At 49.9% G+C, this 25,137-nt stretch carries 21 protein-coding genes; 6 read left to right on the top strand and 15 right to left on the bottom strand.

The features are described from left to right. The first annotated feature begins 99 nt into the window (after window positions 1-99). A complete protein-coding gene (gene dld / locus BZG25_RS02015; RefSeq protein WP_077638471.1) occupies window positions 100-1,893 on the top strand; it encodes a D-lactate dehydrogenase in 1,794 nt (597 codons plus the stop codon). A gap of 71 nt (window positions 1,894-1,964) precedes the next feature. Here dld and BZG25_RS02010 read toward each other — a convergent pair whose 3' ends face one another. The 3 genes from BZG25_RS02010 to hrpA form a co-directional block, all read right to left on the bottom strand. Next, window positions 1,965-2,822 (bottom strand): DNA ligase, encoded by an 858-nt coding sequence (locus BZG25_RS02010; protein WP_052707986.1) that lies wholly within the window; start codon window positions 2,820-2,822, stop codon window positions 1,965-1,967. Between the two features lie 172 nt (window positions 2,823-2,994). Next, entirely contained in the window at window positions 2,995-3,630 is a 636-nt protein-coding gene (locus BZG25_RS02005; RefSeq protein ID WP_046073249.1) for a murein L,D-transpeptidase catalytic domain family protein, read from the bottom strand. A gap of 181 nt (window positions 3,631-3,811) precedes the next feature. Continuing rightward, complete coding sequence (gene hrpA / locus BZG25_RS02000; protein ID WP_241828634.1) at window positions 3,812-7,648, bottom strand: ATP-dependent RNA helicase HrpA; 3,837 nt, start codon at window positions 7,646-7,648, stop codon at window positions 3,812-3,814. Window positions 7,649-7,928: 280 nt separating this feature from the next. Between hrpA and BZG25_RS01995 the strand changes: the two genes are divergently transcribed. Then, window positions 7,929-8,396: a TerB family tellurite resistance protein gene (locus tag BZG25_RS01995; protein WP_046073250.1), complete on the top strand. Its 468-nt coding sequence runs from the start codon at window positions 7,929-7,931 to the stop codon at window positions 8,394-8,396. Window positions 8,397-8,412: 16 nt separating this feature from the next. Here the strand turns inward: BZG25_RS01995 and btuD are convergent, their stop codons facing one another. The 6 genes from btuD to pheS all read right to left on the bottom strand — a co-directional run bounded on the left by btuD (window position 8,413) and on the right by pheS (window position 15,547). Continuing rightward, entirely contained in the window at window positions 8,413-9,186 is a 774-nt protein-coding gene (gene btuD, locus BZG25_RS01990) for a vitamin B12 ABC transporter ATP-binding protein BtuD (protein ID WP_052707987.1), read from the bottom strand. Continuing rightward, window positions 9,183-10,166: a vitamin B12 ABC transporter permease BtuC gene (btuC, locus tag BZG25_RS01985; protein ID WP_046073251.1), complete on the bottom strand. Its 984-nt coding sequence runs from the start codon at window positions 10,164-10,166 to the stop codon at window positions 9,183-9,185. Before btuC ends, btuD begins: the two co-directional genes overlap by 4 nt. 62 nt (window positions 10,167-10,228) lie before the next feature. Next, entirely contained in the window at window positions 10,229-11,269 is a 1,041-nt protein-coding gene (locus tag BZG25_RS01980) for a succinylglutamate desuccinylase (protein WP_077638469.1), read from the bottom strand. 170 nt (window positions 11,270-11,439) lie between these two features. Continuing rightward, window positions 11,440-11,736, bottom strand: coding sequence for an integration host factor subunit alpha (ihfA, locus tag BZG25_RS01975; RefSeq protein ID WP_046073253.1), 297 nt, complete (start codon window positions 11,734-11,736; stop codon window positions 11,440-11,442). 405 nt (window positions 11,737-12,141) lie between these two features. Further along, window positions 12,142-14,544, bottom strand: a complete 2,403-nt coding sequence (pheT, locus tag BZG25_RS01970) for a phenylalanine--tRNA ligase subunit beta (protein ID WP_077638468.1) — start codon at window positions 14,542-14,544, stop codon at window positions 12,142-12,144. Between the two features lie 19 nt (window positions 14,545-14,563). Beyond that, on the bottom strand, window positions 14,564-15,547 hold the full coding sequence (gene pheS / locus BZG25_RS01965; RefSeq protein ID WP_046073255.1) for a phenylalanine--tRNA ligase subunit alpha: 984 nt from the start codon (window positions 15,545-15,547) through the stop codon (window positions 14,564-14,566). Window positions 15,548-15,986: 439 nt separating this feature from the next. Between pheS and BZG25_RS01960 the strand changes: the two genes are divergently transcribed. Together BZG25_RS01960 and BZG25_RS01955 are read left to right on the top strand one after the other, a co-directional pair. Further along, a complete protein-coding gene (locus tag BZG25_RS01960) occupies window positions 15,987-17,015 on the top strand; it encodes a lipoate--protein ligase (protein WP_046073256.1) in 1,029 nt (342 codons plus the stop codon). A gap of 322 nt (window positions 17,016-17,337) precedes the next feature. Then, window positions 17,338-18,726: a peptide MFS transporter gene (locus BZG25_RS01955; RefSeq protein WP_046073257.1), complete on the top strand. Its 1,389-nt coding sequence runs from the start codon at window positions 17,338-17,340 to the stop codon at window positions 18,724-18,726. A gap of 64 nt (window positions 18,727-18,790) precedes the next feature. On the opposite strand, the gene BZG25_RS01950 is transcribed toward BZG25_RS01955, so the two are convergent. The 6 genes from BZG25_RS01950 to thrS form a co-directional block, all read right to left on the bottom strand. Next, complete coding sequence (locus BZG25_RS01950) at window positions 18,791-19,594, bottom strand: PhzF family phenazine biosynthesis protein (protein ID WP_077577975.1); 804 nt, start codon at window positions 19,592-19,594, stop codon at window positions 18,791-18,793. Beyond that, window positions 19,594-19,881 carry a hypothetical protein gene (locus BZG25_RS01945; RefSeq protein ID WP_046073259.1) on the bottom strand — a complete coding sequence of 96 codons (288 nt, stop codon included), beginning with the start codon at window positions 19,879-19,881 and terminating at the stop codon, window positions 19,594-19,596. Before BZG25_RS01945 ends, BZG25_RS01950 begins: the two co-directional genes overlap by 1 nt. Window positions 19,882-20,049: 168 nt before the next feature. Next, complete coding sequence (gene rplT, locus BZG25_RS01940; protein WP_025673305.1) at window positions 20,050-20,403, bottom strand: 50S ribosomal protein L20; 354 nt, start codon at window positions 20,401-20,403, stop codon at window positions 20,050-20,052. A gap of 36 nt (window positions 20,404-20,439) precedes the next feature. After that, window positions 20,440-20,634, bottom strand: a complete 195-nt coding sequence (gene rpmI, locus BZG25_RS01935; RefSeq protein ID WP_025673304.1) for a 50S ribosomal protein L35 — start codon at window positions 20,632-20,634, stop codon at window positions 20,440-20,442. A 96-nt stretch (window positions 20,635-20,730) separates the two neighbouring features. Further along, window positions 20,731-21,276 (bottom strand): translation initiation factor IF-3, encoded by a 546-nt coding sequence (infC, locus tag BZG25_RS01930; RefSeq protein WP_077459463.1) that lies wholly within the window; start codon window positions 21,274-21,276, stop codon window positions 20,731-20,733. Window positions 21,277-21,279: 3 nt separating this feature from the next. Further along, complete coding sequence (gene thrS, locus BZG25_RS01925) at window positions 21,280-23,208, bottom strand: threonine--tRNA ligase (RefSeq protein ID WP_046073261.1); 1,929 nt, start codon at window positions 23,206-23,208, stop codon at window positions 21,280-21,282. A 253-nt stretch (window positions 23,209-23,461) separates the two neighbouring features. Between thrS and hutC the strand changes: the two genes are divergently transcribed. Both hutC and BZG25_RS01915 read left to right on the top strand, forming a co-directional pair. Further along, window positions 23,462-24,166, top strand: coding sequence for a histidine utilization repressor (gene hutC, locus BZG25_RS01920; RefSeq protein ID WP_046073262.1), 705 nt, complete (start codon window positions 23,462-23,464; stop codon window positions 24,164-24,166). 55 nt (window positions 24,167-24,221) lie between these two features. Next, window positions 24,222-25,013 (top strand): ABC transporter substrate-binding protein, encoded by a 792-nt coding sequence (locus BZG25_RS01915; protein WP_046073263.1) that lies wholly within the window; start codon window positions 24,222-24,224, stop codon window positions 25,011-25,013. Window positions 25,014-25,137: the final 124 nt, after the last annotated feature.

Raw genomic sequence — 25,137 nt, 5'->3', positions numbered from 1 at the left:
ACATGTTATTGGCCGAGCTACCTCTCGGCCTTTCTCTCCACAAGCGGGCCAGCTAGGCTGACCCCAGCCTTTGTCGTAACGTAAAGGAAAGGAACGCTTATGAATACCCCATCACGTTTGTCGTCATCACAGCAACAAGCATTTATTTCGACCTTGACCGACATCGTGGGCGAAAACAACGTACTCACTGAGACAAGCCAGACCCAGCATTATCGTACAGGCTTTCGCTCGGGAGGCGGCCCTGCGCTGGCGGTTATTTTCCCCACCTCTTTGGTGATGCAATGGCGAGTGCTCCAAGCATGTGTCGACGCGGATGTGGTGATGATCATGCAAGCCGCGAATACGGGCTTAACCGAAGGCTCAACCCCCAAAGGCAGCGACTACGACCGTGATGTGGTAATTATCAACACTACACGCCTAGACGGATTACAGCTTCTCGATAACGGCAAGCAGGTACTGAGTTTTCCCGGAACAACATTGCACCAGTTAGAGCAGACGCTCAGGCTTCTTAAGCGCGCGCCGCATTCGGTCATCGGTTCGTCGTGCATTGGCGCATCGATTGTCGGTGGTGTGGCCAATAATTCCGGTGGTGCATTGGTCAAACGCGGCCCAGCTTATACCGAGTATTCTTTGTTCGCACAGTTGAACCAAAATGGTGAACTGACGCTGGTTAATCATTTGGGCATAGCCCTAGGTGATGACCCAGAAGCTATTCTCTCGCGCGTTGAGCATGGTGATTACACCGCCGATGATATTACCTATGACGAGCGCAAGGCGTCTGCTGATGACTACGAGCAGATCTTGCGTGATGTCGATGCTGACAGCCCCGCGCGCTATAACGCCGACAAACACCGCTTACATGAAGTGAGCGGCTGTGCGGGGAAACTTGCCGTATTTGCCGTGCGTCTTGATACTTACCCGATCCCTGAGCGCGAGCAAGTTTTTTACATTGGCACCAACAACCCAGATGTGCTTAATACCCTGCGCCGCCGTGTTCTGAGCGAACTCTCTCACCTGCCAGAGGTGGCTGAGTATATGCATCGTGATGCCTTTGATATCGCCGAGCGTTACGGAAAAGATGTGTTTTTAGCGATTGGTCGACTGGGAACAGATGCAATCCCGAAAATGTTTGCCTTGAAAGCAAAAATAACCGCCTGGCTAGACAGTGTTCCCCTACTGCCTAAAGCATTACCCGATAAAGTGATGCAATACGCCAGTCAGCTTTTTCCACAGCACTTGCCCAAACGAATGCTCGCATTTCGCGATAAGTTTGAACACCATCTAATATTCAAAGCCTCAGATGAAGGGATAGAAGAAGCCTCGGCGTTTCTGAGCCGCTTTTTCACCGAACACGCAGACAGTGATTACTTTGCCTGTAGTGAGGATGAAGCGAAAAAAGCCATGCTTCACCGCTTTGCGGCAGCCGGTGCGGCGATTCGCTACCACACCATGCACAGCCGTGATGTGGAAGACATTCTCGCGTTAGATATCGCGCTTAAGCGCAACGAGACCGAGTGGGAAGAGCACCTGCCCATCGAGATAGAACAAGAGATGGTCGCCAAGCTTTATTACGGGCACTTTTTCTGCCACGTCTTCCATCAAGACTATGTGGTGAGAAAAGGTGCGGATGTGAGTGCGATTAAGGCGAAAATGCTGGCGCTGCTCAATGAACGAGGCGCTAAGTATCCTGCCGAGCATAACGTAGGTCACCTCTATGCGGCGGAGCCGGACTTAGCTAACTTTTATCACCAGTTAGATCCTACCAATAGTTTTAACCCAGGGATCGGTAAAACGGGGAAACAAAAATACAGCGCTGATTGCCAGTGCCTGGACCATCAATTGCGCCAACAGACAGGTGCTTCCTCCTCTTCCGTCACTCAGGCGCATTCGTGAGCGCTAATCGTTAACGGGGAGCGGCAACACCGCCAACGGTGAGGTATCACTCTCCGTTGGCGGAGGTTTCATTACAGGGACGGCTTCTCGCGAATAAAACGCGCAAAACGTGGAATGCCTTTTTGGGTGACACCGTTATGGCGCACCAAGATAGTACTACCAACCTGTGGCGGATCAGCCCGCTGCGCATCACTAAAGCCAGATCCCACGCTAAACTCGGTGCCGTCAGCCAGGCGTACCACCAGAGAGCCCATCAAACCTTGTAACCGCCCTTTGCCAGGGTTCATCCCTACCACAGTCACGTCTTTTTCTTGGTAGGTTTTCAACTTAACGACGCTTTCTACCCGCTGACCCACATACACACTATCAGGGTGATGCAGCATCAAGCCCTCACCGCCTGCTTCATCGATGGTAGCCAACCTCTCCTTAAGTGCTTCATTGCTCGTCACAGGCTTCTGTGGGACATACGCTAAGTGCGGCGATGCTGTCTTAGATACGATCTGTTTTAACGCTGTATAGCGTGTTGAGAATTGGCCTGGATGATCGGGCATATCAAACGCATAAAAGCGAATACGCTGCCACGCATCTTCATTCGGCGTATCATCAAGCACAGTGCGTAGTACGGCTTGAAACTCTCCTCGTCCTGCCCATAACTCGCCATCTAAAGGTGTCTGGGGAAGCGATTGGATAAACGCTTCAGGGGCATGAATAGGATTGCCTTGCCGCGTCAATAATCGAGATCCTGTCCAGTAAGCACGGATCCCATCGAGCTTTTCACTGGCCCAATAACCACGATAGTCTTGTTCGGCAATCTGTCCGTCAATACCATGCATCAACGCTGGCGCCGACGGTGCAGCATCAGCATCACTGGTAGGAAACAGGGTAAAGGCGGAGAGTAAGCATAGAGTAAAAGGATTTAGGCGTGCCATGGCATTCCTCCTTAGTGGTAAGGAGCATACGCTAGCGCGATAGAAGGCGTATCAACATGCCTTTATTTTTTATTGGTAGAGAACGCGTGTTCACGGTGAACAATGGGCAGGTGTTACATCGTCCACCGTGAAATGACTCGTGAAAGCCCGTCCGCTATGAAATCTTTGATCATCAAGCTTGGCTGGCAAACGCATAGATAAAAGTGCCGTTTTTTATCGCATCAATCACCCGGGCCGATAAATAGCTAGGTAACGCTGGGCAGCCCCAACTTCGACCGAGTTGGCCACTTTGTTTGATCACGTTCGGATGGGCATAATCGGCACCGTGAATAACAATCGCTCTTTCACGTGCATTGTCATTTAGCCCCTTTGACAAACCATCGAGGCGTAATGAATAGCCATGTTTGCCATGGTAGGTTTCAGCCGCGCGATAGACCCCCAATGATGTTTTTAGCGAGTTGATTCTGTTAGAAAACTGCTTTGCATATAAAGCGCCGCTATTTTTGCCATGAGAGACATAAGAGCGAAATAGCATTTGGCGTTTTTTCACATTGATCACCCAAAACCGCTTTTCTGACGACGGTTTTCCGTAATCAATCAGTGTCATCACCGGCTTGCTACTTGGGTTGTGCTTAAAATGGCGATACGCATCAGAAAAGGCTTGGTACGACACCTCCCCAGCGAGATTGAGTGATTGATATAATCCACTGACCTCATCTTTAAAACTGGCCCAAACCGAGGTTGGCATGCTTACCGCCAATACATACAAAACCACCCGATACCAAGGGGCCACATCTGCTTGTTTCATTTTTTGCTCCTTTCTTGCCACGGCAACACGCACCACCGAGCTGTCTGTCGTTCGTATTGACAAAAACAAAAACCGTGCCATGTGACACGGTTTTGATTATTTATTGATATTTATATAAATTATCTCACATCGACGTTTTACCCGTCTTCATCTAATCCGTAGCGGCATAAGCTTGCCGCATTTAAACCGCCGCAATGGCGTTTTTAATCCGCTTATCCGAAACAGGGTAAGGCGTGCCGAGTTGTTGCGCAAAGTAGCTCACTCGAAGCTCTTCAATCATCCAACGAATCGCTTTCACCTCATCAGGCACAGGCTTTCCTTTAGGCAGCTTGTTCAGCAACGCCTTGTACTCATTCATCACAGATTCAATTTTGAGCATGTGGTTGCGATCGCGGGTTGGATCCACAGGCAGCTTTTCCAATCGTCGCTCGATCGCTTTCATGTAGCGAAGAATATCAGGCAGCCGCTGCCAACCTGATTCGGTGGCAAAGCCTTTGTAGATAAGCCCTTCTAGTTGGGCTTTGATATCCGACATCGCAAACGCCATGGAAAGATCCACTTTGCCTTTGAGCTTTTTGTTGATATTGAACGCGTGCGTCAATATTTGCTCGACCTGTTGCGCTATCTCCACCACGGTATCGCCTAGCTCAGCACGCACCGTCTCTTTAAGCGATTCGAATGCCTGCGCCTCCCAGGTTAAGCCACCGTGTTGCTCGATAAGCTTATCGATCCCGCAAGCGATGCAATCATCAATTAAATCCAACACGCGACCATACGGATTGAAATAGAGTCCCAATTTGGACTTGTTGGGCAAGTGTGCATGCAGATATTTAATCGGTGATGGCACATTGAGCAAGATAAGCCGACGCTGCCCCGCTTGCATGGCTTTATGTTGTTGATCTTCGGTTTCGAACAGACGAATGGCAACACTGTCTTTTTCATCGACTAATGCGGGATAGGCTTTGACTTCAAAGCCGTGTTTTTTCTGCTGATAGCGCTGGGGCAAAGCCCCAAAACTCCATTGGGTAATCCCTTGCTGCTCGATATCATCATCCGCCACATCCGATAACGTCGCTTGTACTTTGTCTTTCAGAGAGACTTTAAGCGCATTTAAGTCTTCGCTTTCGGCCAAGGTTCGATTCTTATCGTCGACGACACGGAACTGGATACGCAAATGCTCGGGAAGTTGACTGAAGTTCCAGCTGTCACGCTCAATGGTGACACCGGACATCTGCTTCAAGGCTTTCTCCGTGCTATCGAGCAAAGGTGCCTCCATCGGCGTCACGCGCTGTAAGATTGCCTCAGCATAGTTTGGTGCCGGAACAAAGTTACGACGTAACGGCTTAGGTAGCGATTTAATCAGCGCGACAATCAGCTCCTGACGTAGCCCGGGAACGTGCCAGTCAAAACCTTCTTCTGACACCTGATTGAGGATCGGCAGCGGGATATGCACCGTCACCCCATCGTGGTCTTGGCCGGGTTCAAATTGGTAGCTCAGCTTGAGTTTTAGGTTGCCTTGATGCCAAAAATTGGGGTAATCCAGCTCCGTGACATGGCTGGCGTCCCCTTGCAGTAGCATGGCTTTTTCAAAGTTGAGCAGGTCGGGATTGTCTTGACGTGCCTTTTTCCACCAGGTATCAAAGTGACGCCCGCTGACGACACTATGATCGAGGCGCTGATCGTAAAAGTCGAACAAGGTATCGTCGTCTGCCAAAATGTCGCGCCGGCGAGATTTGAGCTCGAGCTCTTCCACTTCCGCCAGCAGCTTTTGATTTTGGCGGAAAAAGGCATGCTTGGTTTGCCAATCCCCCTCAACCAATGCCGAACGAATAAACAGCTCACGACTAAGCACCGGGTCGATGGCGCCATAATTGACTTTACGGCTGGCCACAATCGGGATCCCGTATAGCGTGACCTTCTCACTGGCCATCACAGCCGCTTGCTTGCGTGACCAATGTGGTTCACTGTAGCTGCGCTTAATCAAATGTTGCGCCAGTGGCTCTACCCATTCGGGTTGGATTCGCGCGACAATTCGCCCCCAGAGTTTCGAGGTTTCAACCAGCTCGGCAACCATCACCCATTTAGGCTGCTTTTTGAAAAGCCCAGAGCCCGGGAAAATATGAAATCGTGCGTTCCGCGCGCCTTGGTATTCATTCTTTTCTTGGTCTTTTAGGCCTATGTGGCTTAATAGCCCGGCGAGCAGTGCCATGTGAATGGCCTGATAACTGGCAGGCTCTTGGTTGAATTGCGCATTCTGCTCTTTCATCACTTGGGTGATCTGATAGTGAACGTCTTGCCACTCTCGCACGCGCAGGTAATTGAGATAATCTTTTTTGCACTGTTTACGGAACTGGTTATTCGACAGCGCTTTTTGCTGGTCTTTAACGTAATCCCAAAGGTTTACATAGGCTAAAAAGTCCGACTCTTTATCGGCAAAACGACGATGCTTTTCATCCGCTTGTTGCTGCTTATCAGCCGGACGCTCACGTGGGTCTTGAATAGCCAAGGCCGCGGCAATCACCATCACCTCATTTAAGGCACCATGCTTGGGCGCCTCAATCACCATGCGTGCCAAACGCGGGTCAATCGGCAGTTTGGCCAAGGTTTTACCAATCGCGGTCAGCTTACGTTTATCGGTGGCTTGGCCGGGCTTGATCGCCCCCAGTTCTTCAAGCAAACGGACACCATCTTTGATATGACGGCTATCAGGCGGCTGAACGAACGGGAAGGCTTGAATATCACCGAGCCCTATTGCCGTCATTTGCAGGATCACTGAGGCCAGATTTGTCCGCAGAATTTCTGGATCGGTAAATTCAGGACGGCCTAAAAAGTCCTCTTCGCTATACAAACGCACACAAATGCCTTCCGACACACGGCCACAGCGCCCTTTACGCTGGTTAGCACTGGCCTGTGAAATCGGCTCAATCGGCAGTCGCTGCACCTTAGTCCGGTAGCTATAGCGAGAAATCCGTGCCGTGCCGGGATCAATCACATACTTAATGCCCGGCACGGTTAGCGAGGTCTCGGCGACGTTGGTGGCCAATACAATCCGGCGCCCCGAGTGAGATTGGAATACACGATTTTGCTCGCCAGCAGAAAGCCTTGCGTACAAGGGCAAAATCTCGGTATCGCGCAGTTGACGACGCTGGAGATGATCGGCGGTGTCGCGAATTTCACGCTCACCGTTCATAAAAATCAGGATATCACCCGGCCCTTCCTGACACAGCTCATCGACCGCATCGCTGATCGCTTCCAGCTGGTCACGATCGCTATCGTCCTCTTCCACCAATGGGCGGTAGCGCACTTCCACCGGATAAGTACGGCCAGACACCTCTATCATAGGCGCGTTATTAAAGTGCTTGGAAAAGCGCTCAGGATCGATGGTTGCCGAGGTAATGATGACTTTGAGATCAGGGCGCTTGGGCAATAACTCGCGCAAATAGCCGAGAATAAAATCGATGTTTAGGCTGCGCTCGTGGGCTTCGTCGATAATGATGCAGTCGTACTGATTCAGATACCGATCGTGCTGAATTTCGGCTAGCAAGATCCCGTCCGTCATCAGTTTGACTTGCGTCGACTCTGAGACTTTGTCGTTAAAGCGCACTTTATAGCCCACGCTGCTGCCTAACTCGACGTCAAGCTCTTCAGCAATCCGTGAGGCGACCGAGCGCGCAGCCAAGCGACGTGGCTGAGTGTGACCTATGGTACCGGCGACACCTAGCCCAAGTTCCATACAAATTTTGGGCAGCTGAGTGGTTTTACCTGAGCCCGTTTCCCCCGCAATGATTACGACTTGATTGTTCGCGATTGCCTCGGCAATGTCATCTTTCTTTTGGCTGACTGGCAATGCTTCTGGATAGCGAACGGTTGGCGCATTGGCACGACGGGCGAGCACACGCTGCATACTCTGCGCCATTTCCGCGGCGATTTGATCGTACACCGCCTGTTTGGCGTCGTCTTTTTTGATTTTTTGCGCGCCATGGATGCGCTTTTTAAAACGAAAACGGTCTTGCAGCATACAATCGTTTAGTGCTGCAAACAGTGTCTCTGGCGTGTTGTGATGACGTGAACTCAAGGCGATTCCTGCTTACTGCTTAATCTTTTAAGGCGTTTATCAGTGTCACAGCCGATAAATAAGGTTGATTGGTGTCGCATCCTATCACAAAGTAAAAAGAATCAAAGTCGCGCCAGCCACGCGCTCACCACCAACGTGGCAGCGTAAAGTAAACGCATTGGCCGTTCGTCGCGTATAAACGCATAATGACGGCCAACAAACCCCGCAGTTTGGGAGAGCAGCCATGCTAAAACAGCTTTTTAAAAAACTCGAATCCGCCCTCGCCGCTGAAACCGGTCAACACGGTAAGCAATCCGGGCTATCCCTTCACCAAGCGATGGCGGGGCTATTAAGTGAAGTGGCGATGGCCGATCACGATATTGATGAGCGAGAGAGAACAACCAAACGCAACCGTATTTGCCAGTTGCTATCACTCGACGTGACACAAGCCGAGCAATTACTTGAGGAGGCGAGACAACACAGCGAGCATGCGACCTCGCTGTATGAATATACGGATAAATTACGCGACCTTGACCCAAAAGCCCGGATAGCGTTAATCGAGGCGATGTGGTCAGTCGCGTATGCCGATGAGAACATTGATCCGCTCGAGGAAGCGGTGATCCGTAAAACCGCCGAGCTGCTTTATGTCGATCATGCCGAGTTTATTCGCGCCAAGCTTAACGTGATTGAGAACGACGACAGCGAAAGTTAGGTCAAAACGTTCAAACTCATGCCGAGGACGCGCGCATGATCACTGGGCCATTGGCGGTTGATACCTGTTCCAGTGGCGTGGCAAAAACATCTGAGAGCAGCTGATCCGTCAATACCGCTTTCGGTGGGCCTAGTGACACAACACGACCTTGTTTAAGCACCACAACCGTATCCGCGTGCTCTAGGGTGCGGTTTAAGTCGTGATTCGCCATGATAACTGCGATTTCCTGCTCTCGCGCCAAGGCGGTCATTTCTTGGTAAATCACTTCCTGTTGCGCGACATCAAGTCCGGTTGACGGCTCGTCAAGCAAAAGCAAACGCGCATGTGGATTTAACGCCTTTGAAACTTGCAACATGACGCCCGCCAATCGCACCCGTTGCCACTCTCCGCCCGATAAGCTGTCTATTCTTCGGTGGAGCTTGTCGCTGATGGCCAAACGAGACACCACGTCCGCGACCGTCTTGTCTCGAATCTCACCGGTTGCCAATTGCACACTATCGAGCACGAGATTGAGGTATTCAAATACCGCCATGACAAACGCAGGGCGCTGTTGTTGCATTAGGTATCCCCGCACTTGCGCCAAATCGTATCGGGTTTGTCCTGATACGGGTTGGCCTTGCAGCCAAACACTCCCCGATTGCGGCACTTCCAAGCCCGACAAGAGTTCCAGTAAGGTGCTTTTGCCACTTCCGTTGGGACCGATAAGGTGTACCACTTGCCCGGCATCAACCGATAAGGACATCGGTAGTAAACGTGGCGATAAGCTCAAATCTTTAGCGTGAACGATCATCCCGCCCTCACCAACATCCAAATAAATAATGGGGCACCAAGCACACTGGTGACCACCCCCACCGGAAGTTCCGCTGAGGGAAGGATAAGTCGACCAACGGTGTCGGCGCTGACCAATAATAGCGCCCCTGCCAACGCAGACATGGGCAACAAGGTACGGTTGCGGCTACCAAGCCACAGGCGTAAGTAATGCGGAACAATGAGGCCAATAAAGCCAATAACACCCGCAACAGCCACAGATACCCCGACCAAAACGCTAATTAAGGCGATCAATTGCCAACGTAGTTGATGTGTATCTAGCCCTAACTGCTGCGCCTGAGACTCTCCTAGCATAAGCTGGTCAAGCTTATGTCCGTATCGCCACAATACCGCAATGCAAGGTAAGGTCATTGTCAGTATACCCACATGCTCCAATCGCATGCCGGACAGTGATCCCATTAACCAGACCATTAACTGGCGCAAATTAAAGTCAGTACTGAAATAAAAGGCCAAGGTAACGCCTGCCCCCGCCAAAATGCTCAGAGCAACACCGACCAATAAAATGCGTGCCGTCGCTAGAGCGCGACGGGCTAATATCACTAATATAAAGGTAAACAAGCTCGCGCCCAGCATGGCAGTGACCGCCATACTGCCACTCGACGCCCAAGCTGGTGCGAGTAATAACAGTAAGACCACAGCAATGCTTGCGCCACCGGAAATGCCTAAGACACCGGGCTCCGCGAGTGGGTTACCCAATAGCACTTGTAGGCTTGCCCCGGCCATTGCCAGTGAGGCCCCTATCATCACACTGACCAGTACACGAGGGAGGCGAAGCTGTAAGAGTAACTGCTGCTCTAATATTGAGTCAGGCGCGAACGGATTGATCCATATCTCGCCCACACTCAGCGCAAGCCCACACACCAACAGCAGTAAAGCCGAGAAAGTAAGTAACGCGCGCCGCCAACGGCTCTGTTGGCGGGCGGTGAGTTCTGACACTCGCATGCGTCATCCATTAAACCAATACTGTGACGCACTTTACCGACTGATTGCCAGCTTGAAAAGCGCTACGCCGAGGCTTTTTGTGGTGCGTGCACAAAGAGTGGCTGATTGACATTAGGGTCAAAGGGCGTGGCGAGTAATCCAGCCCGATGACCTAGGTGGACATTGGCATTGGGAAAGATCACCACTTCCCCCTCATGCTCGGCATAGATTTCTTGTCCCTTGTCGGTGGCCAATAATGCCCCCTTCTCGAACGGTGTGAAGTTTTTAGCTGATGAAGGGAACGTGAGGGCAAATTGCTCCGTGTGCTTGGTCAAGGTTCGGGTCACACGATAAAAGCGCATCGGCGCTAATTCAGTCGGCAACGTAGCGGCTTTGAGTAAGCCTCGTAAGGTGCGATCAAGTGGCTCGTACTCTCGCATATCATTTTCAAACAAAGGCGCGACACGGCCCATTTCTAAGGTTGCAGCCAGTGCATCATGGTGGTTGGCACTATACCAACTGAAAGTCGGTGATGGTGATTGAGACAGAATAGTCGCATCCATTTTGGCGTCATTGAGTAATGCCGCCAATGAACGTACATCCTTTTGGGTTGGCGTCGTTGGGATCACGCCAAACATATAATGATAGGACTCGCGAATGGCACTGTGTAAGTCAAGATGCCAACGAGTCATACTGTCCGGTTGAGCAGAAAAGAAATCGCTTACCGCTTGTTGCAACTGATTGGCTAGGTAGTGCTCTTCGTTTTTTTCCTCATTCCAGCCTCCGAATAAGCGGTTGAGGTTATCTTCAATAAAACGAGTGTGCGCTTTAATCGCTTCGGCATGGCCAATAATCAGTAATAGCGGCACATTGGGGGTAAATGTCTCTGACATTATATCGGCAAGAAGACTGTCAATGAGCTCAATGGGCGCGGTTTCGTCACCGTGAATACCTGAAGACAATACGACGCAACGCGAAACCTTGGCGACATCGGGCTGTATCGAAATAATACCGGGGGCACTGTGATTGAAGGTAAGCGAGCCTACTCGCCATGAGTCTGGGGTAAAAGCATGAGGTGCAGTCAATGCGGCATCAATAAAGGCACCTGGGCGTGCTGTCAGCATAATGCTTCCTTTTATTACAACTAGACAACAAAACGTTACAGCGAGATAACCAATAAACCCAGGATTTTCCCCTCACAATGTGATCATGTATAGACAAATTAAAAAGCCGTGGCGCATCGGCACACGGCTTTCTAGTGTGGTGTCGTCACCACTATCGGGGTCACACAGCGTTATTCTTCAACGTCTGCGTTTTCAACTCGCGCTTTGAGTTTTTGGCCCGGTCTAAATGTCACCACGCGGCGCGCCGTGATCGGAATATCTTCCCCTGTTTTAGGATTTCGACCGGGACGTTCATTCTTGTCTCGCAAGTCGAAGTTACCAAACCCTGATAACTTGACCTGTTCGCCACTTTCGAGCGCCTTCCGAACCTCTTCGAAAAACGCTTCGACTGTCTCCTTGGCGTCCCGTTTGCTAATCCCGATATTTTCAAACAGGTTCTCAGCCAAATCGGCCTTAGTGAGCGCCATAGGTTTTTCCCTCAAGAATTGTTGAACACATATGCAATACCGCAGTATCGACACCACCATTCTACACTTGGCCCATACGCCTTTAGCCCTTGTATTTTAGGGATATTTGAAGGCCAGCTCAAAACAAGTGTATGCCAACTGGCTGATTTGCGCCAACTTTTTTACATTAAAAAAGCACGAACAATGTCCAAAAAATTGACCTTTCAAACCAAGATGTTACAAGGGTTTTCTCAACCAGCATAGTCAATAGACGGCTAAGCTGCTTAATATTAGGCTTTTTTATCAATATCTGAACGCTTTCTCATCAAATATAGTGAATTTATTCAGTTTTTCAAATGGATAGATGTTAGGCCATTTAGGCATAAAAAAAGCAGCGTTTCCGCTGCTTTTTGGGATGACGTTAGGTTAGTCACGCAAGGTAACGCCTAATTTCTCTGATAAATAGCTGACAACACCAGACACGGCTTCACTGATATCGGCTTCCTCAAGCGTGCGCGAATCAGATTGCAAGGTCAGTGCGATCGCCAAGCTCTTCTTGCCCTCTTCCACACCTTTGCCGGTGTAAAGGTCGAAAAGCTGTGCGTCCTTAAGCAAGGGGTTGCCGCTTTGCAAACATGCGTCCACCACATCGCCAGAAGCAAGCGATTGATCAGCAATCACCGCGATATCCCGGCGGTTAGCAGGGAATTTAGACAGTCCTGCCGCTTCGGGAATAAAGCGTTCGTCAATGGCCTGCCACTCTAGCTCAAACACCACCGTTCGGCCATTTAAGCCAAACTCACGCTCAAGTTCAGGGTGCAGGGTACCAATGTGACCCACCACTTTGCCGTCAAACGCTATCGCGGCGGTTTGACCTGGGTGCATGGCAGGATGAGAGGCTGACACGAAACGGAAGTCTTTCAACTTGCCTGTGAGTTCCAGTACCGCTTCTAGGTCGCCTTTCAAATCAAAAAAGTCAACGGTCGCGCTCGCCAGATCCCAATGCTCTTCACTGCCAGGACCTGCAATCACCCCCGCAAGCATGCTTTCTTGGCGAATGCTCGATTGACGAACGGCACCACCGACCTCGCTTTCCGGGGTAAAGCGTAAACCAAATTCAAACAGACGCACCCGAGGCTGCTGACGCTTTTGGTTATAGGCAACCGTGTTTAAAAGCCCAGGAAGCAAGCTCAGGCGCATGGCTGACATATCTGCAGAGATTGGGCTTGGCAGGATCAGCGGCTCAACATCCGGAACAATCAGCGCTTGCTGTTTAGGTTCAACAAAGCTGTAGGTAATCGCCTCGTGGAAGCCACGGTCAACCAACAAATCGCGGACACGTTTCAGTGGCATCGCTGCTTCTTTGTATTCGCGCATCGTCAGTGCCGCTTTAGGCGCACGGGTTGGAATGTTGTCGTAGCCGTAAATACGCCCGACTTCCTCAATCAAATCCTGCTCAATGGCAATATCAAAACGCCAGCTAGGTGCCGTTGCTTGCCACCCTTTCTCGGTTTCCGTTACCGCACAGCCAAGGCGAGACAAAATGGCTTGTACATCACTGTTATCGATAGAATGACCCAATAGGCCATCTAACTTCTCTCGACGGAGAGTGACGGTGTCACGAGTGGGGAGTGTTTCTGCCGACTCAGCGGTAACAATATCTCCCGCTTCACCACCACAAATCGCCAATAGCAGTTCAGTCGCCCGCTCCATCGCCGCTGCTTGTAAAGCTGGGTCGACACCACGCTCAAAACGGTGAGAGGAGTCTGTGTGTAGCCCATAGCTACGTGCACGGCCGCGGATCACATCAGGGGCAAAAAACGCCGATTCGAGTAAGATATCTTGCGTGTCTGTGGTGACGCCAGAGTCTTGCCCGCCAAAAATTCCGGCCATCGCCAAGGCTTTTTTCTCATCGGCAATGACCAAGGTTTGCGCATTGAGTGTTGCTTCGTTGCCATCGAGCAATGTGAGCGTTTCGCCCTCTTTTGCCATACGCACCACAATGCCACCCTCAAGCTTGCTAAGATCAAAGGCATGCATCGGCTGACCTTGCTCAAGCATCACATAGTTAGTGACATCCACCACAGGGTCGATAGCGCGAATGCCACTGCGGCGCAGTTTCTCTTGCATCCACAGCGGGGTCTGGGCATTAAGATCCACATTTTTTACCACACGCCCTAAATAACGTGGGCACGCTTGTGGTGCATCAATACGCACGGATACCTTATCTTCAATGCTGGCAGCGACCGGAGTGATGGTCGGCTCGGTGACATCAGTGCGGTTCAATACGCCGACTTCACGCGCCAAACCACGCAGGCTCAAGCAATCAGCACGGTTCGGGGTTAAGTCGACATCGATGGTTACATCGTTTAGTGCGAGGTAGTCACGGATATCAGCACCAATCGGTGCATCGGCAGGCAGCTCGATAATGCCGTCAGATTCGACATCAATCCCTAGCTCAGTAAATGAGCACAGCATGCCGAAAGACGGTTGACCACGCAGCTTCGCTTTTTTTATTTTGAAGTCATCTGGCAATACCGCACCAACCATTGCGACCGCGACTTTCAGGCCTTGACGACAGTTTGGTGCACCACAAACGATATCAAGCAATTCATCTTCGCCGACATTGATTTTGGTGACACGCAGCTTGTCTGCATCTGGATGCTGGCCACACTCAACCACTTCGCCCACAACCACACCACTAAAGTCGCCAGCAACGGGTGCAATTTCATCGACTTCGAGGCCGGCCATGGTGATCTGATGGGCAAGCGCGTCGGTGTCGTTTGCTGGGTTTACCCACTCTCTCAACCAAGATTCACTGAATTTCATTATTACCTTGCCCCACTGATTACTTAAATTGTTTCAAAAAGCGCAAATCGTTCTCAAAGAACGCACGGAGATCATTCACGCCATAACGCAGCATGGTTAGGCGCTCTACGCCAATACCAAAGGCAAAGCCTTGATATTCCTCTGGATCGATATTCACCGCACGTAGTACATTCGGGTGAACCATGCCGCAGCCTAAGATCTCGAGCCATTTTCCGCCTTTGCGGCGTACATCAACTTCAGCAGAGGGCTCTGTGAACGGGAAGTAAGAGGGGCGGAAACGCACTTCCAGATCTTCCTCGAAAAAGTTACGTAAGAAGTCGTTGAGGATCCCTTTGAGATCAGCGAAGGTGATGTCTTTATCGACCAATAACCCTTCCACTTGGTGGAACATCGGGGTATGCGTTTGGTCGTAGTCATTACGATAAACGCGACCGGGGGCAATAATACGGAATGGAGGTTTACCCGCTTCCATGGTACGAATTTGTACGCCAGAGGTATGCGTACGCAACATCAAATCAGGGTTAAAGAAGAAAGTATCGTGATCGGTACGTGCAGGATGATCTGGGGCGATATTCAGCGCATCAAAGTTATGAAAACCGTCTTCAACCTCTGGCCCAGAAGCGACAGAGAAGCCCAATTCACCGAAAAATTGCTCAATACGTTCAATGGTACGCGTCACGGGGTGAATACCACCGTTTTCAATACGACGGCCCGGCAAGCTTACATCAATGGTTTCTGCGGCAAGCTTCGCTTCCAACTCGGCGCGCTCAAGCGCATTTTTACGCTCAGCAATCGCTTGTTGTACGGTTTGCTTCGCTTGGTTAATCTTTTGACCCGCTTCGCGGCGCTCTTCCGGTGGCAGTTTGCCCAACGCCTGTAATTGTGCGGTTAGCTCGCCTTTCTTTCCTAGGAATTTAACCCGGACTTCATCCAATGCAGCCACAGAGGCGGCATCGGCCACCGCACTGGTTGCATTCGCAAGAATTTCTTCTAATTGTTGCATTGTTTCCTCGTCGACCCGTTGGGCAGTCCAAATCAGGTAGGTGCGTGACAATACCTGCTGACATCATGGTTTCACCCATTGTCTAAGCAAACTGACAGAGTCGCCTCAATAATACGCCTCAATGCCAATTGACTGAGAGAACAGGTAATAAATTGACCTTACATACTAATTAATGCCACGACTAATGCCAAACGCTAAACAGCATTTACGCGATTTTTCCTTGCCATCCGGTCACAAGGGGCGTCATTTTGGTGGTAGATTGGTCATTCAGCGCTTCAATCCAGTAAAAATCGAGCATATGGGCGTTGATCGAATAACTCGCTAAGCATTGTTTGGTATTCTAGCGCCTATATTGCCAAACAAGCTTGTGTGGCCACTCTCTACTTGGCCTCCGACCGCGTTTCCCTAATAACTTGTTTCCCGAACAATTGGAGCCAGTATGCAAGACACCAGTCGTCCCTTACGTGTGTTTGTTTCGACGTCGACTCACCCTTGGTTCAACCTCGCCGTGGAGGACACCATATTTCGAACCATGTCCTCGCAGCAGAACGTCCTGTTCCTCTGGCGTAATGACAATACGGTGGTCATTGGACGCGGACAGAACCCATGGCGCGAGTGTAATACGCGCAAAATGGAACAAGATGCCGTAGTGTTGGCGAGGAGACAAAGCGGCGGTGGCGCGGTGTTTCACGATTTGGGCAACACCAATTTTACCTTTATGGCGGGTAAACCAGGTTATGATAAATCAGTATCAACGCAAATTGTACTCGATGCCCTGAAAACGCTCGGGATCAGTGCCTCAGCCAGTGGCCGAAATGACCTCACCATGGATACACCCGACGGCCCAAGAAAAGTATCGGGCTCAGCCTACAAAGAGGCCAAAGATCGCGGCTTTCACCATGGTACGCTCTTGATTAATGCCAACTTGTCGCGACTGGGTGACTACCTCAACCCTGATCCTAAAAAGCTACAAGCCAAGGGGATTTCATCTGTACGTGCCCGCGTGGCCAATATCGCTGACTTTGTCCCAGACGTTGATCACCAACGCGTGTGTGACGCGATTAAAACCGCCTTTTTCCGCCATTATGGCCATACCACTGAGATTGAGTATATTTCTCCCGACGCCAAGCCCGATGTCGAGGGGTTTGACGCGATTTATGAAAAACAGTGCAGTTGGGCGTGGAATTTCGGTAACAGCCCGCAGTTCATGCATACCTTTGATGAGCGTTTTGAATGGGGAGGCGTTGAGCTGCACTTGGATGTGAAACATGGAGAAATCATCGATTGCCAGTTATTCACTGATAGTTTAACGCCAGGCCCGCTAGAAACCCTGGCTAATCAATTGGTCGGACAAGCCTACCACCCGGAAAAACTTTACCACTTTGTGATGAGCTGGGCCGACGCAGACCAAAGTCATCAAGTGATGTACGAAGATATTGCCCTGTGGTTACGTCAAGCCATCGCCTGATCGCTGAACACGGCTAGAGTGACCTTTATCACATAATCCCCTCTCCTTTGATCCCACGCAAAGACGCAAACGCCTGTCACGTCACTATAGGTGACAGGCATGTTCTGGTCATATATCCCACATGTAATAGACAGACTGTTATTATCCACGCTAATTTGGCTTGAATAATAGTTTTTAATTTTGGTAAAAAACCATTACGCTAGTTTTACATATTTTGTTACAAAATACAGGAGGCCATTTTACAAAGGCGTTAACGCCAACACCCTGCACCCGGCTAGCCCCATGCAGACCCAACAATCATTCAACGAATAATTAGATAGTTATGGAAAACCAAAAAACAATACTTGGTCACCCTCGGGGACTGTTCTTACTTTTTGGCACTGAGCTTTGGGAGCGCTTTTCCTACTACGCAATGCGTGCCATCCTCGTCCTTTATTTGACCGATCAAACCATCAACGGTGGTTTAGGCTGGTCAACCAAAGACGCACTCGAACTTTATGGCTACTACACTGGCCTCGTCTATATCACGCCGCTGATTGGTGGGTGGATTGCCGATAACTTCATTGGCCAACGTCGCGCTGTCGTCGTTGGTGGTGCACTGATGGCGATTGGACAATTCACCTTAGCTTTTCCTGCTCAACAATACGGTTTGGACATTGTTCATACGTTATACGCCGGTCTCGCGTTGCTCATCACCGGTTGTGGCCTGCTAAAACCCAACATTTCGACGATGGTTGGTGACCTTTATGATGAAGGCGATCATCGTCGTGATGGTGCGTTTACCATCTTTTATATGGGCATCAACATTGGCTCATTGTTAGCAGGCTTCGTCTCGGGCTCTGTGACCAGCGCTTACGGCTGGCAATATGGCTTTTTCGCCGCCGGTGTAGGTATGGTGATCAGCCTGCTGATCCAGCTAACCATGGCCAACTCTTGGTTAGGTGAAATAGGTCGAGTCCCAGCCGCACAGCAAGCGCGAGACGCCAATCACTCCAAGACCAACGCTCCATTGACGAAGCAAGAAATCGATCGCCTTAAAGTCATCTTATTAATGGGTTTGTTTGTCATTATTTTCTGGGCTGGCTTTGAACAAGCCGGTGGCTTGATGAATATTTATACCCAAGAGTATACGGACCGTATGGTTGGTGGGTTTGAGATACCGGCGGCTTGGTTCCAATCACTTAATCCTTTCTTCATCATTGTCTGTGCACCCATCGCAGCCTCACTGTGGGTACGCCTAGGCCCTAAAGAGCCCAGTTCGCCCGTGAAGTTCGCGATGGCGCTATTTATGTTGGCACTGGGGTTTGTGTGCATGATTGGCGCGGTGTTAGAGCAAGGTGGCGATACCACAGTGAAAACGTCAATGTTTTGGCTGGTGGGCGCGTTCTTCTTCCACACGTTAGGCGAACTTTGTCTCTCGCCTATCGGTTTATCCTTGGTCACTAAGCTCGCGCCGCTACGCTTGGCTTCATTGATGATGGGTGCTTGGTTCGGCTTTAACGCGATTGCCAACTATGTGGCGGGTATCATAGGCTCGCATGTGGGTGATTATGGCGCTATGGCCATCTTCGGCGGTATCGCGGCAACCGCTGCGATTTCCGGTGTGATCTTACTCGCGCTATCCGGCACGCTGATTCGTTGGATGCATGGCGCTGAGTCCGGCGCCACACCAAGTGAAGAAATCGAACAACAACAAGTGCAAGTGGCTTAACACGCCCACTTCACCACTGAAAAAGAGGCCGTTTGGCCTCTTTTTTTAGTTGCGCTGATTATTGCTAGGTCTTACTTAAATCCAGCGTTCCGCTAAATACGGTTACTGCTTGGCCTTGTAGCAACACATGGTCTTCGCTAAGCGTCATCTTGATACACCCACCGCGTGCGGATGCTTGATAACCGATAAGCTGCTTTTTACTCAACGCTTGTGACCAATACACTGCCAGCGCGCAATGCGCCGAACCCGTCACGGGATCTTCATTCACCCCCACCCAAGGAGCGAAGTAGCGAGAGACAATATCGACCGTATTATCAGAGCTTGCCGCAGTCACCACCACGCCACGTCCAGGGTGCGTATTTAACGCGGCAAAATCCGGAGACAGCGCTTTTACATCGTCTTCAGAATCAACCACCAATAGCTCTTTTTCGCCAAAAGAATAACTCGTGCGGATATCAGAGCCACGTAAACCTAAACCTTCTAGCCGCGGTGGATTTGGCGTTATTTCTGTCAGCTCAGGAACAGGAAAGGCCATGGCTATACCCTCGCGTTGAATCGTCACATCAAGAGGCCCAGACTGCGTATGAAAAGTGACATTGTCACCTATCTTGACGTCACCACGCTCAGCTAAAATATGAGCTGTGGCGAGTGTGCCATGACCGCAGAGTGCGACTTCAACTTTCGGTGTAAACCAGCGTAAGGACATGGTATCTAAAGCAAGAAATGCGGTTTCAGAGACCGCCATTTCCTCGGCAATGGCCAACATGGTTGCTTCATCCAACATGGACGCCGAGATACACACCCCTGCCGGGTTTCCCTGAAACAATGACGCGCTAAAGGCATCAACTTGATAGATATCGACAATCATCATTTAGCTCCAAGACGACGACGCAGCGAATGATACATTTCCATAATAAAGGTCGTAAAGCCAACGGTAGGATCGTGCTGAATGTAATCTTCAATCGCATTGAGATTAATCTGGCGAAATTTTTCAATCGCGGTCTCCGCACAATCAGCAACAATCACATCCCCTTCAATGATCATTCCCTGCTCTAACAATGTGCCTTTTTCAACAAGGTAGCTGGGGGCTTCCTTGACCAAGTAAGTAAACTGGTCACAGTGGTTAGGCTGACAAAAGAAGACGTATTGGTTCATCGTTATGCCCCTAATGGTATTTTCAGACACTATATCATGATACGAGTAATGGGTAGGCGTTAGCAGTGAATACTTTTGCATGCTCAGAGTTAAATTACTTAGGCAGTGATAAATAATAAAAAAGGAGAGCCGAAGCTCTCCTTTCTCAGCAATTCTTTACTGTAAAAATTACAGTGAAGCTTTCGCTTTTTCTACCAGCACAGAGAATGCTGCTTTGTCATATACCGCGATATCGGCAAGGATCTTACGATCGATTTCGATAGATGCCTTTTTAAGACCGTTAATCAGACGGCTGTATGACATACCGTTTTGGCGAGCCGCAGCGTTGATACGTGCGATCCACAGTTGACGGAATTGGCGTTTCTTGTTGCGACGGTCACGGTAAGCATATTGACCAGCTTTCGTTACCGCCTGAAAAGCTACGCGGTATACGCGTGAACGCGCACCATAGTAACCTTTCGCTTGCTTCATTACACTCTTGTGACGTGCACGAGCTTGTACACCACGTTTTACGCGAGCCATTGTCTCTCTCCTAAACTAAATAATAAAACTAAAAACTTATGCGTATGGCAGCATGCGAGCTACTTGCGCGTTTTCGCACGCAGGAAGAACCGCATTTGGACGAAGCTGACGCTTGTTCTTAGTAGTACGTTTAGTCAGGATATGACGCTTGGTTGCACGCTTGTACTTGAAGCCACCAGCTGTTTTTTTGAAACGCTTAGCAGCACCTTTGTTGGATTTCATCTTAGACATGATGAATAACTCCGCATTGTATTAATAACATAGCAATTTGGCGAACAAAGCGGCTGCACCCAACGGGCGCAGCCGCATGTTACTTGGAAGCCAGAATTACTTCTTCTTTGGGGCCAGAACCATGATCATCTGACGGCCTTCGATGCGTGAAGGGAAGCTTTCTACTGAAGCAATTTCAGCAGTGTCTTCTTTCAAGCGGTTCAGCACGTCAACACCGATGCTTTGGTGCGCCATTTCGCGACCGCGGAATCGGATAGTGACCTTGACCTTATTGCCCTCTTCAATGAAGCGAACCAGGTTGCGTAGTTTTACCTGGTAGTCGCCTACATCTGTGCCAGGACGGAATTTGACTTCCTTAACCTGAATAGTCTTTTGTTTTTTCTTCTGCTCTTTCGCAGCTTTACTCTTCTCGTAAAGGAATTTGCCGTAATCCATAATACGACAAACCGGCGGCTCAGCGTTCGGACTGATCTCTACCAAGTCAAGAGTCGCCTCTTCTGCTTTGGCGAGTGCTTCATCAAATGGGACAATACCCACTTGTTCACCGTCGGCGTCAGTCAGACGTACTTCCTTAACACCACGAATTTCGTTGTTTAGACGATGAGCGTTCTTCTTTGCCGGGGCTTTTCTTGCGCCTTTAATACCTTATTCCTCCACAATATTGAGTGTTCGATCTTGCACTTCTTGCTGCAACTGCGCTAAGAAGTCATCAATCTTCATTTTACCCAAATCTTTACCTTTACGGGTCCGTATTGCGACTTCGCCAGCTTCCATTTCCTGGTCACCACAAACCAACATATACGGAACACGCTTCAAAGTGTGTTCGCGGATTTTAAAGCCAATCTTCTCGTTTCTCAAGTCCGCAGAGGCTCTAAATCCAGCTTTTTGCAGTTTTTTCGCAATCTCTTGCGCGTAATCTGCTTGTTTATCCGTGATATTCATCACAACGGCTTGTTGTGGTGATAACCACGCGGGGAAATGTCCTGCGTATTCTTCGATAAGAATACCGATGAAACGTTCTAGTGAGCCCAAGATAGCACGGTGGATCATGACCGGTGTGTGCCGCTCATTATCTTCCCCTACATAGGTCGCGCTTAGGCGCTCGGGCAACGCAAAGTCAAGCTGCACTGTACCACATTGCCATGCACGATCGAGACAATCATGCAAGGTAAATTCAATCTTAGGTCCGTAGAATGCGCCCTCACCTTCTTGAATTTCAAACGGAATGTCCATTGCCGTTAACGCTTCATTCAAGGCTTGCTCGGCTTTATCCCACATTTCATCGGAGCCAACACGTGTTTCAGGGCGTGTCGACAGCTTGACTTCAATGTTGTTAAAGCCAAAGGTCTGATAGGTCTCATAGACCATCTCGATACACGCACTGACTTCTTGCTGCACCTGTTCTGGGGTACAGAAAATGTGCGCGTCATCTTGGGTAAAGCCACGAACACGCATCAGACCATGCAATGCGCCTGATGGTTCGTTACGGTGACAACTGCCGAACTCAGCCATACGTAACGGCAGGTCACGGTACGACTTAAGGCCTTGGTTAAAGATCTGGACATGACCGGGGCAGTTCATTGGCTTGAGTGCGTATTCACGGTTCTCAGAATTCGTCGTGAACATGTAATCCGCATACTTGTCCCAATGGCCTGAGCGCTCCCAAAGCACGCGATCCATAATGAGCGGCCCTTTGACTTCCTGGTAATCATACTCAGCCAGTTTGTCACGAATAAACTGCTCTAGCTCACGGAAAATCGTCCAGCCGTTGTGATGCCAGAAGACCATACCCGGCGCTTCTTGCTGCATATGATACAGGTCAAGTTGCTTACCCAGTTTACGATGGTCACGTTTGGCAGCCTCTTCCAAGCGCACCAGGTGTGCTTTAAGTTGTTTTTTATCAGCAAATGCTGTGCCGTAGATACGCTGTAGCATTTTGTTGTCGCTATTCCCACGCCAGTAAGCGCCAGCCACATTCAGGACTTTGAAGTTCTGACAAAAGCTCATGTTTGGCACGTGTGGGCCACGACACATATCAATGTATTCTTCGTGGTGGTACAAGCCCGGACGGTCGTCACGTGATACATTCTCATCCAAGATTTCTATCTTGTATGACTCACCACGCGCTTCAAACGTGTCGCGCGCCTCTTGCCAGCTCACGTTTTTCTTCACGACTTGATATTTAGTTTTCGCCAACTCTTTCATACGCTTTTCAATGGCGTCCAGGTCATCCTGGGTGAGCGAGCGATCCATGTCTATGTCGTAATAGAAACCGTTGTCGATGGTTGGGCCAATCGCCATCTTAGTGTCAGGGAAAAGCTGCTTAATCGCATGACCTAAAAGATGCGCACATGAGTGGCGAATGATTTCTAACCCGTCTTCGTCTTTCGCAGTGATGATTTCCAGTTGGGCGTCTTGCTCGATAAGATCACACGCGTCAACACGTTCACCATTTACACGGCCGGCAATGCAAGCTTTAGCAAGGCCTGGACCAATATCGTTGGCGACATCGTAAGTAGAAACCGGATGGTCAAAAGCACGCTGACTGCCGTCAGGGAGAGTAATTAGAGGCATTGATAACAATCCTTCTCAGTGGTGCCACACACCAAGTGGCACATGAAGTGTATTTTGGCGATTAGTAAGTAACCGCACAGTGCGAGTAGAATGACGATTATGAAGATCCCGCATTTGTGATGCAAGTCATCCCAACAATAATTTCTGCGCGAGAATCAGCGTGATAAACAATCAAGTTTTCTATCATTCACTTGATTTTACGCGAGACTTCATCAATCCTGATTTGTATACACAATTTTGACAAGGAAACCGTATGGCCAACGCGCCTCGTTATCAACAAATCAAAGCCTACATTGAAGAAAAAATTGAGACACGGGTTTGGCCGGTTGGTACGCGTATCCCCACCGAATACGAGCTGTGCGATCTATTCAACGTTAGCCGGATGACGGTCAATAAGGCGGTTCGTGACTTGGTGACTGATGGGCTACTCGAACGCACGCCGCGGCTAGGCACGTTTGTTACTGAACCCAAAGCGGAATCACCGTTGATGGACATTCGCAATATTGCCGATGAAGTCACTGCACGCGGTCAGCACTATCACAGCGTCATCCATGCATTGAAACGCCTCTCTGCGCCCGTTGATGTGGCAATGCGCTTGGGTGTGATGTTAGGCACCGACGTCTACTACAGCGAAATTGTCCACTACGGTGATGAGATACCGCTCCAGCTCGAGCAGCGCTGGGTGAACCCGGCGCTTGCGCCTGCCTATCTGGAACAAGACTTCAACCAGACCACCCCCAATGAGTACTTGTCTTCAGTGTGCCCAGTTAACACCATTGAGCATAGTGTCGAAGCGATTAATCCATCAGCAGCAGTCAAAGAGGCATTGGCGATGAAGTCTGATGAGCCCTGCCTTTTACTCCACCGCCGCACCTGGAGTCAGCAAACGCTGGTCAGCGCCGCATTACTCTACCATCCTGGTTCACGTTATAAGCTAACATCACGTACAGACAGATAGCCGACCTGCGTCGGTAGGCTATGCTTGTTGAAAGGTCGTGTATCGGGGTAAAGAGATGTTTGCGCGTGTGTTAACGCTATTCAGCCGCCATTGTCTATTCATCGTGATCGTTTTGACGCTGATCACTCCCACCGCTGGCGCCACAGACAAAATCATCCGCCTTACTAGCGGTGAATTCGCCCCGCTAATGTCAGTGAAAATCAAACACAGAGGCCTTATCAGTCATATTGTTGAAGAAGCGGCGGCGCTAAGTGGTTATCGCGTTCACTATGGTTTTTTCCCGTGGAAACGCGCCTATGTGATGGCAAAAAGTGGCTACTGGGATGGCTCTGTGGCTTGGGGCTACACAGAGGAACGTGAGAAATACTTTGCCTACTCGGCGCCCATCTTTCCTGAGCATGTTTACCTTTATCACCGAAAGCACTATGCATTTGACTGGCAAGAAGAAGCGGATCTGGAAGGTATAAAGCTTGGTGTTAACCGTGGTTACCTTGACGAATACATGCTGCAGCAAATGCAAAAACGCGGATTGCAAATTAACTATCAAGCCACGACCACCGAACTACAAAACTTTCGTGCCCTCATTGGAGGCCGGGTCGATATTGTCATCAGTAACCGCCTCATTGCCGAGCGAATACTCAGAAAGCATTTCGACGAACAAGCGCGTGGTAACATCGTTCGTCATTCACGCCCTTTTCGTGTCACCTCATTGCATGTACTGATCAGTCGAGAAATCGAACAGACGGATGAGTACATCTCCGCGTTCAATCAAGGGCTAGAGCGCTTGCATCAATCCGGACGCTACGATGAACTGATCACGGATTTTGAAAACGGCGCTTACGACTAGCGGTTCGCTTTCCGCGCCATTAATCTCTCTAATCTCGCCAAAACGATCGAGCCGATCACAAAACCTTTACAACCCCTCTTGTGCTCGCGCCCTTATTTGTATATACATTTGTATAGACATTTAT

Source organism: Salinivibrio sp. ML198 (genome assembly GCF_001996015.1).
In the GTDB taxonomy this organism is placed as follows: Bacteria; Pseudomonadota; Gammaproteobacteria; order Enterobacterales; family Vibrionaceae; genus Salinivibrio; species Salinivibrio siamensis.
The sequence above is the reverse complement of the archived record's forward strand: the minus strand, read 5'-3'. Positions and strand labels throughout refer to the sequence as shown.

Coding starts and splice junctions, on each gene's coding strand:
- pheT (WP_077638468.1), bottom strand. CDS start 14,544: ATGAAATTCAGTGAATCTTGGTTGAGAGAGTGGGTAAACCCAGCAAAC.
- BZG25_RS01950 (WP_077577975.1), bottom strand. CDS start 19,594: ATGATTGTCGATATCTATCAAGTTGATGCCTTTAGCGCGTCATTGTTT.
- thrS (WP_046073261.1), bottom strand. CDS start 23,208: ATGCCTCTAATTACTCTCCCTGACGGCAGTCAGCGTGCTTTTGACCAT.
- ihfA (WP_046073253.1), bottom strand. CDS start 11,736: ATGGCGCTCACTAAGGCCGATTTGGCTGAGAACCTGTTTGAAAATATC.
- hrpA (WP_241828634.1), bottom strand. CDS start 7,648: ATGCTGCAAGACCGTTTTCGTTTTAAAAAGCGCATCCATGGCGCGCAA.
- btuD (WP_052707987.1), bottom strand. CDS start 9,186: ATGATCGTTCACGCTAAAGATTTGAGCTTATCGCCACGTTTACTACCG.
- BZG25_RS01915 (WP_046073263.1), top strand. CDS start 24,222: ATGTTTGCGCGTGTGTTAACGCTATTCAGCCGCCATTGTCTATTCATC.
- btuC (WP_046073251.1), bottom strand. CDS start 10,166: ATGCGAGTGTCAGAACTCACCGCCCGCCAACAGAGCCGTTGGCGGCGC.
- BZG25_RS02005 (WP_046073249.1), bottom strand. CDS start 3,630: ATGAAACAAGCAGATGTGGCCCCTTGGTATCGGGTGGTTTTGTATGTA.
- BZG25_RS01980 (WP_077638469.1), bottom strand. CDS start 11,269: ATGCTGACAGCACGCCCAGGTGCCTTTATTGATGCCGCATTGACTGCA.
- dld (WP_077638471.1), top strand. CDS start 100: ATGAATACCCCATCACGTTTGTCGTCATCACAGCAACAAGCATTTATT.
- rplT (WP_025673305.1), bottom strand. CDS start 20,403: ATGGCTCGCGTAAAACGTGGTGTACAAGCTCGTGCACGTCACAAGAGT.
- pheS (WP_046073255.1), bottom strand. CDS start 15,547: ATGCAACAATTAGAAGAAATTCTTGCGAATGCAACCAGTGCGGTGGCC.
- BZG25_RS01945 (WP_046073259.1), bottom strand. CDS start 19,881: ATGAACCAATACGTCTTCTTTTGTCAGCCTAACCACTGTGACCAGTTT.
- BZG25_RS01995 (WP_046073250.1), top strand. CDS start 7,929: ATGCTAAAACAGCTTTTTAAAAAACTCGAATCCGCCCTCGCCGCTGAA.
- rpmI (WP_025673304.1), bottom strand. CDS start 20,634: ATGTCTAAGATGAAATCCAACAAAGGTGCTGCTAAGCGTTTCAAAAAA.
- BZG25_RS02010 (WP_052707986.1), bottom strand. CDS start 2,822: ATGGCACGCCTAAATCCTTTTACTCTATGCTTACTCTCCGCCTTTACC.
- BZG25_RS01955 (WP_046073257.1), top strand. CDS start 17,338: ATGGAAAACCAAAAAACAATACTTGGTCACCCTCGGGGACTGTTCTTA.
- hutC (WP_046073262.1), top strand. CDS start 23,462: ATGGCCAACGCGCCTCGTTATCAACAAATCAAAGCCTACATTGAAGAA.
- BZG25_RS01960 (WP_046073256.1), top strand. CDS start 15,987: ATGCAAGACACCAGTCGTCCCTTACGTGTGTTTGTTTCGACGTCGACT.